The 12786-nt window shown below is 67.8% G+C and carries 14 protein-coding genes and 1 tRNA gene; 9 read left to right on the top strand and 6 right to left on the bottom strand.

Going from position 1 to position 12786, the window contains the following annotated elements; all coding sequences use genetic code 11:
- Window positions 1-28: 28 nt before the first annotated feature.
- Window positions 29-1264, bottom strand: a complete 1236-nt coding sequence (locus PP359_RS13150; protein ID WP_499250783.1) for a serine/threonine-protein kinase — start codon at window positions 1262-1264, stop codon at window positions 29-31.
- A gap of 363 nt (window positions 1265-1627) precedes the next feature.
- Here PP359_RS13150 and PP359_RS13155 point away from each other — a divergent pair, with 363 nt between their 5' ends.
- The 5 genes from PP359_RS13155 (at window position 1628) to PP359_RS13175 (ending at window position 5235) form a co-directional block, all read left to right on the top strand.
- Entirely contained in the window at window positions 1628-2278 is a 651-nt protein-coding gene (locus PP359_RS13155) for a recombinase family protein (protein WP_499250784.1), read from the top strand.
- On the top strand, window positions 2275-2508 hold the full coding sequence (locus tag PP359_RS13160; protein WP_499250785.1) for a hypothetical protein: 234 nt from the start codon (window positions 2275-2277) through the stop codon (window positions 2506-2508). Before PP359_RS13155 ends, PP359_RS13160 begins: the two co-directional genes overlap by 4 nt.
- 220 nt (window positions 2509-2728) lie before the next feature.
- Window positions 2729-3652, top strand: a complete 924-nt coding sequence (locus tag PP359_RS13165) for a tyrosine-type recombinase/integrase (RefSeq protein ID WP_499250786.1) — start codon at window positions 2729-2731, stop codon at window positions 3650-3652.
- Between the two features lie 168 nt (window positions 3653-3820).
- Window positions 3821-4387, top strand: coding sequence for a hypothetical protein (locus tag PP359_RS13170; RefSeq protein WP_499250787.1), 567 nt, complete (start codon window positions 3821-3823; stop codon window positions 4385-4387).
- Complete coding sequence (locus PP359_RS13175) at window positions 4384-5235, top strand: hypothetical protein (RefSeq protein ID WP_499250788.1); 852 nt, start codon at window positions 4384-4386, stop codon at window positions 5233-5235. The genes PP359_RS13170 and PP359_RS13175 overlap by 4 nt, the downstream gene beginning before the upstream one ends.
- Window positions 5236-5315: 80 nt before the next feature.
- On the opposite strand, the gene PP359_RS13180 is transcribed toward PP359_RS13175, so the two are convergent.
- Both PP359_RS13180 and PP359_RS13185 read right to left on the bottom strand, forming a co-directional pair.
- A tRNA-Lys gene (locus tag PP359_RS13180) sits at window positions 5316-5391 on the bottom strand.
- Between the two features lie 99 nt (window positions 5392-5490).
- On the bottom strand, window positions 5491-6165 hold the full coding sequence (locus tag PP359_RS13185) for a fasciclin domain-containing protein (protein WP_499250789.1): 675 nt from the start codon (window positions 6163-6165) through the stop codon (window positions 5491-5493).
- A gap of 278 nt (window positions 6166-6443) precedes the next feature.
- On the opposite strand from PP359_RS13185, the gene sigK reads away from it, so the two are divergent.
- From sigK to PP359_RS13205, 4 genes are all read left to right on the top strand, one after another.
- The gene (gene sigK, locus PP359_RS13190) at window positions 6444-7031 is read left to right on the top strand and encodes an ECF RNA polymerase sigma factor SigK (RefSeq protein ID WP_499250790.1); all 588 of its coding nucleotides are present in this window, start codon (window positions 6444-6446) and stop codon (window positions 7029-7031) included.
- A complete protein-coding gene (locus PP359_RS13195; RefSeq protein WP_499250791.1) occupies window positions 7028-7840 on the top strand; it encodes an anti-sigma factor in 813 nt (270 codons plus the stop codon). Before sigK ends, PP359_RS13195 begins: the two co-directional genes overlap by 4 nt.
- Window positions 7841-7873: 33 nt before the next feature.
- A complete protein-coding gene (locus tag PP359_RS13200) occupies window positions 7874-8512 on the top strand; it encodes a hypothetical protein (protein ID WP_039411775.1) in 639 nt (212 codons plus the stop codon).
- A 324-nt stretch (window positions 8513-8836) separates the two neighbouring features.
- The gene (locus PP359_RS13205) at window positions 8837-9721 is read left to right on the top strand and encodes an aminodeoxychorismate lyase (RefSeq protein ID WP_499250792.1); all 885 of its coding nucleotides are present in this window, start codon (window positions 8837-8839) and stop codon (window positions 9719-9721) included.
- Between the two features lie 86 nt (window positions 9722-9807).
- Here PP359_RS13205 and pstB read toward each other — a convergent pair whose 3' ends face one another.
- The 3 genes from pstB to pstC are packed head-to-tail and all read right to left on the bottom strand — an operon-like array spanning window position 9808 to window position 12701.
- On the bottom strand, window positions 9808-10587 hold the full coding sequence (gene pstB / locus PP359_RS13210) for a phosphate ABC transporter ATP-binding protein PstB (RefSeq protein ID WP_039411779.1): 780 nt from the start codon (window positions 10585-10587) through the stop codon (window positions 9808-9810).
- 15 nt (window positions 10588-10602) lie between these two features.
- Window positions 10603-11703: a phosphate ABC transporter permease PstA gene (gene pstA, locus PP359_RS13215; protein ID WP_112930944.1), complete on the bottom strand. Its 1101-nt coding sequence runs from the start codon at window positions 11701-11703 to the stop codon at window positions 10603-10605.
- Complete coding sequence (gene pstC, locus PP359_RS13220; protein WP_112930945.1) at window positions 11700-12701, bottom strand: phosphate ABC transporter permease subunit PstC; 1002 nt, start codon at window positions 12699-12701, stop codon at window positions 11700-11702. The genes pstA and pstC overlap by 4 nt, the downstream gene beginning before the upstream one ends.
- Between the last annotated feature and the right edge of the window lie 85 nt (window positions 12702-12786).

The following is a 12786-nucleotide window of genomic DNA, read 5'->3' on the forward strand; positions in this document are numbered from 1 at the left end:
CACGGCATCGGACCAGGGCAGGCGGCGCTCAGCCGCCGCCCTTGCCCGGTCCGCCGCCCTTGCCACCGCCGTTGTTGCCGCCGGGGCCGCCTTTGCCGTTTCCGTTGTCCTTAGGGGCCGCGGGGGTCGCGGGCGCCTTCTCAGGGTTCGAGACGGTGTTCGCATCGGTCGCGGCGGGCGTGGGGGTCGTGTCCACGACTCCCGTCGGTGAGGGATCGACGGTCGGTGCACCGGACAGTCCCGACCACGCCGCCAGCGCGACGACGATCGCAATCACCGCCGCGCCCCCGCCGACGAGGACACCCGTCCGTCGCCACCACGGTCGCTCGGTCGCTGCCGCGCGATCGAACCGTGCCGCCGCGACGGCTGCCGGCTCGGTGGGCGGCTGCGGCGCGGCGAGAACACGGGTCGCGTCGTTGCTGGTCTCGCGCGGGGGAGCGGCGAGCGTGTCGGAGATGGCCGCGGCGCTCGGGCGTGCAGCCGGGTCGCGGCTGAGCATGGCCCGCAGAAGCTCCGCCCAGAGCGGAGACAGATGATCGGGAATCGCGGGATCCTGCGCAAGTCGGGCGAGCAGCTGCGCGGCGCCCTGAGCAGAGGGGAAGGCACGCGTCCCGGTCAGCGCTTCGAGGAGGACGAGCCCGAGCGCGTAGACGTCGGATGCCGGGGCGGGCGCGTTCCCGAGCGCGACCTCGGGGGCCAGGTACGCCGCTGTGCCGATGAGGGAGCCGGGCTGGGTGATGCGATCGGAGCCGAGCAGGTGTGCGATGCCGAAGTCGGCGAGCTTCGCCCGCGGCGGCCGGGCAGGCGCCATGCTCGGAGCGAGCAGGATGTTCGACGGTTTGATGTCGCGGTGGACGATGCCGGCGGCGTGCACCGCGCTCAGCGCGTCGGCGAGTTCGCCGGCGATGTGGGTGACCTCGGCATCCGTCATCGGACCTTCCGCCAGCCGCGCCGACAGAGACGGGCCGTCGATGCGTTCCATCACGAGGTAGCGCGGGCCGGGGCCGCTCAGGCGTGCGTCGTGCAGAACGACCAGGTGGGGGTGGGTGAGCGCGGCCAGCGCGGCGGTCTCTGCGCGCACCCGCTGGCCGGCATCGAGGTCGTCGTCCGTCGCCGTGATGATCTTGATCGCGACGGTGCGGCCGAGCACCAGGTCGCGGGCCGCGTAGACGCGGGACATACCGCCGGTGCCGATGAGCGCGTCGACGCGGTAACGGTCGTCGAGCACCGTCCCGGCATCGATGTCTGGAGTTCGATCATCCACGTTCCGAGGGTAGTCGGGCGATGGATACCGTGGTGGGCCCCGTGAGGCTCGAACCCACGACCCGCGGATTAAAAGAGGGCCAGGAGCGGCTCTCCTCAGCGAATCAGAGTCGCCCAGGGGAGTCCGCTCTGAGTCGTTCGGCCCCGGAATGACGCGGAAGTTGGTCCGCCTCCGTACAGCTTCGGTCGGCCATGGCAGGCGTGGTCGGACGGGATTCCGCCGGGTTTTCAGAAGAACGTGCTGACGTCCACTTTGAGTGCCGCCGCCAGCCGGGAGTAGCGGCGGACTCAGCGGGCGAGGTTCCCTTTCGTCTCGGGCGGATACGTCCGTCCCCGCCTTCCGCCTCAACGACCAGGAGCAGAAATGACCAACCACATGATCGGATATGTCCGAGTCTCGACCGATGAGCAAGAGCGGTCGGGCCTCGGCGTCGAGGCACAAACCGAGGCGATCCTCACCGAGTGCGACCGGCGCGGCTGGACCGTCGAGATCGTGTCCGACCTTGGACGCTCGGGCAAGCACGTCAACCCCGAACTCCGCCATGCGCTCGACCTGCTCGATGCGCGCCAAGCGGACGGGTTGATCGTTTCGAAGCTCGACCGACTCGCTCGATCCGTGCGGCATGCGTCCGCGATCATCGACGACGCGATCCGTCGGGACTGGGCGCTCGTCGTACTCGACAACGCGCTCGACCTGACGACACCGGGCGGCAGGGCGATGGCGAACATGCTGGCGACATTCGCGGAGTTGGAGCGCGACCTGATCTCGTCGCGGACCAAGGAAGCACTCGCCGCCCGCAAGGCACGCGGCCTCGACAATGGACGCCGGACGGCCATCCCTGCTGGTGTGCTGCGGCGCATCGTGCTCTCCCGCGACGCCGGGGCCAGCTACGGCCGCATCGCCCGCGAACTCGCCCAGGAGGGCGTGCTGTCGCCGACCGGCCTCGCCGACTGGCACGAGTCCACCGTCCGCCGTGCCTACGCGACGGCCAAGCGAGAGACGGTGAGCGCGTGACCACGCCGAAGCTCAACCCCCGCACCGAGCGCATCCGAGCGGACTCCGTCCGACCCGGCCACGTGCTCATGGAGAGCGACGAGCACCCCGCCGTCGTGATCCGCGCGAACCAGCACCACGGCGAAGTCACATTCTGGTGCCGCTTCACCTGGCAGGCGACCCACGAACCGGCCTGGCCCCACGGCCCCTTCCATCCCGCCGCGCCCATCGACATCAGCAAGGAGCGATGACATGGCCCACGTCAGAGAGGTCGCCCGCAAGAAGGCGCCCCAACGGCAGCGCCTATGAAGTCCACTGGCGCGACGGCGACCGCAAGATGCAGCGCACCTTCACCGTCAAGCGTGAGGCAGAGCGGTTCGCGCTGAAGGTAGAGGCAGCGAAAGACGCCGGGGACACGACTCGCTCTCTCGTCAAGAACACCGCGCGGTCACGCAGGTGATAGCCGCGTCGATGGAGGCCGCGAAGCCCCGGCTGAAGCCGCGCACCTTCCACAGCTACGAGCTCATGTATTCGGCGCGGATCATCCCCGAGTTCGGCTCGCGCCGCATCACGTCCGTCACCCGTGCCGACGTGCAAGCCTGGATCAACAAGCTCTCGGGCAAAGGTCTCGCCCCGGCGACCGTGCACCACTGCTACGTCGCTCTGCGCAAGGTCATGAAGCACGCGCTCTGGGATCGGCAGATTGCCTTCAACCCCTGCGACGGCATCGAGTTGCCGAGGGCGCACGACGTGGACGAGGGCGCGCTCGCCGCGTTGACCTACGCGCAGGTGGAGGCCGCCGCGGCGCAACTCGCGTTCTTCCAGCCGTACGACGTGCTGGTGCGGTTCATGGCGTACACCGGCCTCCGGGCGGGAGAGGTCGCTGGGCTACGTGTGCGCGACATCGACCTCGCCGCCGGCCACGTGTCGGTGCGGCAGACCGCACAGCACATCAAGGGGGAGTGGGTGTTTGGAACGCCGAAGTCGCGGCGCTCGTCCCGTGACGTGCCCCTGCTCGATCGTCGTCTGATCGCCGACTTCAAGGCGCACAAGATGCAGCATCCGCGCTCCGGGAACCCTGACGCCTTGTTCTGGCCCGGCCGCACGCCGGGATCGCACCGCGTGGACTATGGGCGGGTTTGGGACCTCGCGAGCTTCCGCCGGAACTACTTCAAGCCTGCACTCGCCCGCGCCGAGCTACCTGCGATCCGCGTCCACGACCTTCGCCACACCGCGGCCAGCCTGTGGCTCGCCGCGGGATTCCCGCCCTACCAGGTGAGCCGCTGGCTCGGCCACGCGAGCGTCGTCACCACGGACACGATCTACTCGCACCTCTACCCGACGGACTACGCGCAGCACATCGCGCGGTTCGAGCGGTTCGCAGCCGAGCGATAGGAACGTGGGAGCCTGGCCGTGCCTACAAGTACGACTACACGTGACTATTAGCGTTCGGAAATGGTATTTGTACAGAAACCTGTAAAGGTTTTAGCCAGCTAATCCGGATGATTCAGCTGTGAGCGAACACAGACAGACTTGCGGATGTAGCGCTGTACCGTCATGTGTATGAATACAGATACCGAGGACGCCTCGCCGTCCTACTCAGGCAACAAGTTCACCCTCGAAGTTGCGGTTGGTCGTGCGAACTTCTCTGCGGCTGGCGAGAGCGCCGACGTGTTGAAGGCCTTCGAGCAGTTCCAGTCGCTGCTGCGGGTCCCGTCGGCAACCGACGTGTCCGGCGACGGGACGGAGGAGGAAGTGCGCACCGCCACTACGAGTGCCAGCGCACCGCCGCCCGCTGCCGAGACTGCGACCGGTGCGGGAACAGACGAGGTAGAGCGAGTTCCGCTGCCCGTGTTCCTCGACAGCAAGCAGCTCCCTCGGGGAAATGCAGTTATTGCGCTGGCAATCGCTGTGTGGGCAAAGAAGTTCGATGGCGCGAATGAGATCGACGCCGACACCGCGAAGAGCTACTGGCGAAACTCGGGAAGGAAGATCCCCGCGAACATCAACCGCGACCTGGGGTCGGCCGCTTCGGAGGGCTGGTTGGAGCGGCTTGCCGCGGCGCGTGGGACGTACAGCGTGACCTCGTTCGGCGAGAAGTACTTCAACGGTCTGCCTGAGTCAGTATGAGCGACGAGGGGATCGCACTCCGGCTGCAGGGATTGAGCCTCCAGACCCAGACATTGGTGTTGGCACAGCTGTCGGCGTCGCGAAACCCTGACGGTCTCGTGGTGCCGTCCGACGTGAACAGACTGTTCTTCGAACTCGGTCTTCCCGCCCCGGCCAAGATTGGGAATGTCATCTCATCGCTGGTCACGAAGAAGCACCTCGCGAAGGGGTCCGCACGCGGCGTGTACAAGCTCACACCCATGGGGAAGAAGTCCGTTGGGGATCACCTCAGCAGTCTGGACTTCACCGCGTTAATCGCGGAAGCGGCGGAGAGCGGTGCACCAGAGCTCGGCCACGCCCTGCTCTCCCTCGTCCCGGTAAGCCTGGCGCCTCCGGCTCTCGTCGAACCGCTCCGGTCATTCCTCGCTGATCACCCCTTCGAAACGAACGTCTTCGGAATGACCCGATTTCCCGACGCGAAGGCCGGAACGAAGGATCCGGTGGGTCGCGCACTGGCAGCGATCCGCGAGGAATGCCAGGCACGCGGCCTTGAATTTCATCTGGCCTCTGACCGCGCTATCACGGACGACCTCTGGACGAACATCACGGGTCACATGTGGGCGAGCAAGTATGGGATCGCGCTGTTCGAGGACCGGGTCGAACGCGGAGTCAACCACAATCTGCTCATCGAAGTGGGCGCGATGGTGATGACCGGTCGCCGATGCGCACTGCTGAAGGACGGTTCCATCGCCAAGCTGCCCACCGATCTGGTGGGCATGATCTACAAGTCCATCGATTTAGAACAGGACGCTACGGTGCGCGGGGCCGTGGGCACCTGGATCGAGAAGGATCTCCGAATCGGAGGATAGATATGCGGCACGCAGACGGGTTCCCGCCGGGATTTCTCCACCGGCCGGAACCCGTCTGCCACGCGATCCCCGTGCCTGACTGGTGGGCCCCGTGGGGCTCGAACCCACGACCCGCGGATTAAAAGTCCGATGCTCTACCGACTGAGCTAGAGGCCCCTGTTGCATCCAGCGTACCGTCTGCCGCCGCGCGCCCGACGCGACGAGGCCGCCGGCGCGCAGCGCGCCGGCGGCCTCGACCGGGGGTGATCGAAACGATCAGTTGGTGGGCATGAGCACCGAGTCGATCAGGTACACCGTGGCGTTGGCGGTCTGAACGCCACCGCAGATGACGTTGGCGCCGTTGACCATCAGCTTGTCGCCCGAGCCGGTGACGGTGACGTCGCCGCCCTCAACGGTCTTGTGGGTGCCGACGATCTCCGACGGCGAGAGCTGGCCGGGGACCACGTGGTAGGTGAGGATCTTGGTCAGCGCGGCGCTGTCGGTCTTCAGCGAGTCGATCGTGGCGGCGTCGATCTTCGCGAACGCGTCATCGACCGGCGCGAAGACGGTGAACTGGCTGCCGTTGAGCGTGTCGACGAGGTTGACGTCGGGGTTCAGCTGGCCGCTCACCGCGGCGACGAGCGTCTTCAGCAGCGGGTTGTTCGAGGCGGCCGTGGCGACCGGCGCCTGCGACATGCCCTCGACCGAGCCGGCGCCGGACGGAACGGCCTCGGCGTAGGCGGCGCAACCCGGGCCGACGAGGTTGGCGGCGGGGTCCATGGTGGTCGGGGACGGCGTCATCGCCTGCGTCTCTTCGCTCATCGCGGGGGGCGTAGTCGCCGAGGTCGACGACGAACCCATCGAACATGCCGACAGGGCGAAAGCGCCGGCGAGGGTGAGCGTCAGAGCGGCAGTGATCTTCTTCGTCTTGCTGAGCATGATGTCCTCCATGTGAGCGGAATGGTTAGTCCTGCCGAGCCGCGTGGTGCGGTCTCGACAGGTCCTTCGGAGCCCGAGAGATATCGGATGGGAGAAAGTTCGGATCCGTCCTATCTGCTCCGAGATCAATCCGATCCTTCGCCGTCCCCGAACCACGTTCAGAGGCCGGCGAGGGGCTCGCGGGTCCGCACCCGCTGCGGGGACCAGCGCGCTTAGCAGACGACGGGTTTCCGCGCCACCCGCGCGCGGGCTGCACGACATAAGGACGGTGATACGGCATGCTGAGAGAGATGGTCATCGACGGTGTGGACGTACCCGAGGATTCGCCGGCACGCGATCACGCCGGGGAGCTTCTGGTGCGCATCGCCGCCGGCGACCGTGCCGCGTTCGGACAGCTCTACGACATGCTCGCGCCGCGCGCGTTCGGACTCATCCTGAGGGTGCTGGTCAACCGGGCGCTCAGCGAAGAAGTGCTTCAGGACGTGTTTCTCGAGGTCTGGCAATCCGCTTCGGGCTTCGCTCCGAACAAAGGTCAGGGACGGTCCTGGGTCCTCACCATCGCCCATCGTCGCGCCGTCGATCGGGTGCGTTCCACCCGCGCCAGCACGGAGCGCGACGAGAAGGCGGGTCTGCGCGAACTGAACAGCGGCCAGGACAGCGTCGACGACCAGGTCGCCCTACGTATTGAAAGCAGGCGCGTCGCCCGGGCGATGGACGCGCTCCCGGATGCACAGCGCGAAGCACTGCTGCTGTCATACGTCGGGGGATATTCTCAGAGCGAGATCGCCGCACTGGTGGGATCGCCCCTGGGGACGATCAAAACAAGGATGCGCGACGGCTTGTCGCGCCTGAGGCAGGAGATGGGGGTGACGTCATGAACGACCGCGAGAGCCGAGACATCGGAGCCGACGAGTTCGCCGAACTCTCGGCAGGACACGCGCTGAACGCGTTGTCGATCGACGACGAGCGCGCCTATCGGGCTGCCCTGGCCGCACACGCCGAGTGGGATGAGATTGCCCGCCTCGACGCCGCCACCGTCGACGCGTTGGCCGACGGCATTCCGCCCGTCGCTCCGCCGCTCGACCTCCGCTCACGGCTGATGCGCGCGATCGACGCCGAGGCGCCGTCGCCCGAGGCGGATGCCGCGGCATCCGCCGATACAGACGAGAACCACTCCGAGGCCGATGCGGTTGCTCCGCCGACAGAGGTGGTCCAGGCGGTGCAGCGTCGGAACTGGACGCGGGGCCTGTTCGCGCTGGTCGCCTCGGTCGCCCTGCTCGTCGGCATCGGATGGGGCACGGGAGCGGTGACGAACCTGTGGCGCACACCGGCTGCCGTGACCGCACTGGAGCAGATCCAGTCGGCGCCCGACGCCTCGTCGGCTCAGGTGAGCTTCCAGGGCGGCGAAGCCACGGCCCACTGGTCGTCCAGCGTCGGCAAGGTGGTGCTTGTCGCCGATGGCTTGCCCGAGCTTCCGAGCGATCGCACTTTCGAGCTATGGTTCGTGCGCGGCAGCCAGCCGATCGCGGCAGGAACCTTCGACGCCTCCGGCTCGGCGGCGACGGCTGAACTCAGCGGTCAGATGCAGCCCGGCGACACGATCGCCGTGACGATCGAGCAGGCCGGCGGCTCTCCCGACGGCAACCCGACGACGAAGCCCATCATCGCCATCCCGACCAACGCCTGAGCCCGCCGCGTCGGCCGCCGGTAGCCTGGAAGGATGAGCGACGAGCCCCGGGACTACCACCGTCCCGTCCACCGTCCCGCCGACACGTTCGACCGTCGCTTCGGCTCCACCGATCCGGCCGACGTGTCGCGGATCGCGCACGCGACGGCATCCGCTCTGATCACGCGGGTGCGGGATGAGCCCACGGACGCCATCGTTGAGCGGCTCATCACATTCACCGACGCCCACGGTCTCGAGACGGTCGCGGAGCTGTGGTCGCACTCGCCGGCGAAGTCGCTTCCGGGCACGCTGTGGCGCCTTTACCTGCTGCAGCTGATGGTGCGCGATGACGCCGCAACCGCCGCCCTCCTCTACGAGCGGGGGAGAGCAGTGCTGCGCTCGGTCGACGACGTCGTCGCGGGAGCTCCGACACCCGCAGGGCCGGAAGAGCTGATGACCCTCGTCGATGAGATCTTGCGCGGGGTTTTCACCGGCGACTTCGCCGTCGCGCTCGACCGCGCGGCCTCGTTCTGCCGCGTGGAGGCCGCCGGCGCCGCCGATCTTGCCGACGACTACGACGAGACCGAACCGCAGCGCGCGAGTACGTTCACCACCCGGGCGCTGCGCCTGGACACCTACGCGGGCGATCTCACGGCGTGCGCCGGGCTGTGGCGGCGCGACGCGCTGACCTGACCGGGCGCGGCGTGGCGCGGGGTGCGGGGCGTTTCGACTCGCTGCGCTCGCTCAACGACCGGGACGGTCGCACGGCTCCGGTCGTTGAGCGACGAGCGCAGCGGCCGGGGGCGGGCGCCTCACCGGGTCGTTGAGCGAGGAGCGCAGCGACGAGTCGAAACGGAGCGCGAGTGCGGCCGGGCAGAGAAGTGCCGGGCCGCAGAACGCCTCTCGGCGCGAGGCCGCTCGGAGCGGCGAAAGATGGAGCCCGGGGTTACTGCGGCCCGGCTGTTCCAGTGTAACGGACCGTCCCTTCGGGCTATTCCCGCGGTCTAGGCTCGGGTCATGGCCTGGCACTTCGCGCTGATGATCGACCCCGCCGACAGCGGTGATTCCCGCAACGATTTCGCGGCGACGTTCACCGAAGTCGACCCGGCCGCTCCGGCACTGACGGTCGGCGAGCTCAGCACGCAGCGCGGCGACGGCATCTTCGAATCGATCGGCGTCGTCGACGGTCACGCCCAGGAGGTCGAAGCCCACCTGTCGCGTCTCGCGCATTCGGCGGGGCTGTGCGACCTGCCGCATCCCCACCTCGAGCAGTGGCGTCAGGCGGTCGCCCTGGCCGCCGCCGCGTGCGGCGCAGGCGAGGCGGTCATCAAGCTCATCCTGAGTCGGGGCATCGAGCACGGTCCGACGCCCACCGCGTGGGTGACTGCGGCGCCGGCCGCTGATTTCTCGGCCGCACGCACGCGCGGCATCCGCGTGGTGACCCTCGATCGCGGGTATGCGCTCGACACGCCCGCCCGAGCGCCGTGGCTGCTGCTGGGGGCGAAGACGCTGTCGTACGCCGTGAACATGGCGGCTCTGCGCGAGGCGCACCGCCGCGGCGCGGACGACGCGATCTTCACGACGAGCGACGCCTTCGTGCTCGAAGCGCCGACCGCCTCGCTGATCCTGCGCCGCGGCACCACCTTCGTCACGCCGGCGCCGAACGCCGGCATCCTGCACGGGACCACGCAGCTGAGTCTGTTCGAACACCTCGAGGTGCGAGGGTTCGAGACCGCCTACGAGACGATTCCCGTCTCCGAACTGCACACGGCCGATGCGGCATGGCTGGTCTCCAGCGTGCGCCTCGCCGCTCCGATCACGGCGATCGACGAGCGCGAGCTCGAGATGGATGCCGCGCTCACGGCATCCATGAACGACTACCTCCTCAGCCCGCGCGACTGACTGCGGCCCTCGGGCCGCGTCCGCCGCATCCCCCCCCCGGAGGGACGGATGCCGAACTGCAAGGCGTCTCCGCGGGGAAGGGGGGATCAGCCGAAGCGGCCGGAGACGTAGTCCTCGGTCGCCTGCACGGACGGGGCCGTGAAGATGGTGTCGGTGTTGTCGTACTCGATGAGCTTGCCGGGCTTGCCGGTACCGGCGATGTTGAAGAACGCCGTCTTGTCGGACACACGCGAGGCCTGCTGCATGTTGTGGGTGACGATGACGATCGTGTAGTCGGTCTTCAGCTCCTGGATGAGCTCCTCGATCGCGAAGGTCGAGATCGGGTCCAGGGCCGAGCACGGCTCGTCCATCAGCAGCACGTCGGGGGAGACCGCGATCGCGCGCGCGATGCACAGGCGCTGCTGCTGGCCGCCCGACAGGCCCGCACCGGGCTTGTCGAGACGGTCCTTGACCTCGTTCCACAGGTTCGCGCCCTGCAGCGAGCGCTCGACGAGGGCGTCGGCGTCGCTCTTGGAGATGCGCTTGTTGTTGAGCTTGACGCCCGCCAGCACGTTCTCCTTGATCGACATCGTCGGGAACGGGTTGGGGCGCTGGAACACCATGCCCACGTGGCGACGCACCAGCACCGGGTCGACACCGGCGCCGTAGAGGTCGTCGCCGTCGACGAGGACCTTGCCCTCGACGTGGGCGCCCGGGATGACCTCGTGCATGCGGTTGAGCGTGCGGAGGAACGTGGACTTTCCGCAGCCGGACGGCCCGATGAACGCCGTCACGGCGCGGGGCTCGATGTCCATGGAGACGCCCTCCACGGCGAGGAAATCGCCGTAGTAGACGTTGAGGTTTTCGACTTCGATGCGCTTGGACACAGGGGCCTTCCTTGCTTAGCGTGCCTTCGGCGCGAAGACCATCGCGACGATCCGGGCGATCAGGTTGAAGATGACGACGAGGATGACCAGCAGCAGCGCCGCGCCCCAGGCCTGGGCCTGAGAGGCGTCGATGTCCTGCCCCGGGAAACTGTAGGCCGTGTAGGCCATGACCGGCAGGGTCTGCATCGCACCGTTGAACGGGTCGGAGTTGAAGTTGTCGGTGAAGCTCGCGGCGATGAAGATCGGCGCGGTCTCGCCGATGACACGGGCCACGGCGAGGACGACGCCGGTGATGATGCCGCTGGCAGCGGTACGCAGCACGACCTTGATGATCGTGATCGAGCGCGGCACCCCGAGAGCGAACGACGCCTCCCGGAGGTCGGCCGGCACCAGGCGCAGCATCTCCTCGGTGGAGCGGATCACGATCGGGATCATGAGCACCGACAGGGCAATGGATGCCGAGAAGCCGCTGAACGCCTTGGGGCCGACGATCAGGGCGAAGAGCGAGAAGGCGAACAGACCGGCGACGATCGAGGGAATGCCCGTCATCACGTCGACGAGGAACGTGATCGTGCGCCGCAGAGGGTTCTTCGGCTGCGCGTACTCGACGAGGTAGACCGCCGCGAGGATGCCGATCGGCACCGAGATCAGCGCCGCGATCCCCGTGATGATCAGCGTTCCGACGATGGCCTGCAGCGCACCGGGGGTCGAGACGACGGCCAGGGTGTTGGGGTCGAACGCCGTCCCGCCCACCTTGGTGATGAAGTCCCACGACATGACGCCCATGCCCTTGGAGAACACGGTCCACAGCGTCGAGATGAGCGGCGCCACGGCCAGGACGAAGGCCACGGTGACCAGGCCGCGCACGACGCGGTCGGTCGACTTGCGCCTGCCTTCGACGATCGCGGAGAAGACGCCGATGGCGATCAGGTAGACGATCGCGCTGAGGATGAGCCAGGTGGCGACGTTGAAGCCGCCGAGCACGAGCTGGAGGGCGGCGATGACGGCGAGCGAGACGACGAGGACGATGGGCTCGATGAACCGCGGCAGCTGACCGCTGGTGAGCGACAGGGGCGGCGTGGACGACGTGGCCACGGGGGTGGTGAGCTCGCTCACGAGCGCTTTCCTCTCTTGCGGCCCTTCGCGCCGGGACCTGTGGCCGCGATGATGTAGCGGGCCAGCATGTTCACGGCGAGGGAGACGACGAACAGCATCAGACCGGTGCCGATCAGTGCGGAGCGCTGCAGGTCGGTGGCGATCGGGAAGTTGAGCGCGATGTTCGCGGCGATCGTCTGCGAGTTGTAGCCGTCGGTGAGCAGAGCCACCGAGAAGATGAGGCTCGGCGAGACGATCAGGGCGATCGCCATCGTCTCGCCCAATGCACGGCCGAGGCCGAGCAGCGTCGCCGAAACCATGCCGCTGCGGGCGTAGGGGAGCACCGCCAGGCGCACCATCTCCCAGCGCGTCGCACCGAGAGCGAGGGCTGCTTCCTCGTGCAGACGCGGCGTCTGCAGGAAGATCTCGCGAGTGATCGATGTCACGATCGGCAGGATCATCACGGCCAGGACCACGCCACCGGCGAGCATCGTCGAGCCGGTGCTCGACACCGGTCCTTGGAACAGCGGGATCCAGCCGAAGTACTGGTTGAGGAAGTCGGCAAGCGGCAGCAGCAGCGGGCGCATCACGATGATGCCCCAGAGGCCGAAGACGATGGAGGGCACGGCGGCCAGCAGATCGATGATGTAGCCGAGGAAGCCGGCGATGCGTCGCGGCGCGTAGTGCGAGATGAACAGGGCGATGCCGATCGCGACAGGCGTGCCGAGGACCATGGCGATCAGCGCCGCCCAGATGCTTCCCCACAGCAGCGGTGCGACATAGTCCCAGAAGCTCGACCAGTTGGAGTTCTGGTATCCGGCAAGGTCGCCCTGCGACCAGTTGGCCGTGATGGCCGGAAGCCCCTTGAGGATGAGGAAGATCGCGACGCCCGCGAGGATGATCATGATCGACACGGCGGCCGTGGTCGACAGACCCAGGAACACCGAGTCGCCGGCGCGCCGCTTACCGACGATGTTGGATGCCGGCTTGTGCACGGGTGCGGTCTTGACGTCAGCCACGACGAGCCCCCGGGTCGGGCAGGGTCATGTGTTCTCCTCGGGTCGGGATCGCAGAGTCCGGGTGTGTGTCCGACTCAGCAGGACC

The organism is Sphingomonas sp. BLCC-B65 (assembly GCF_028550675.1).
GTDB lineage: Bacteria > Actinomycetota > Actinomycetes > Actinomycetales > Microbacteriaceae > Microbacterium.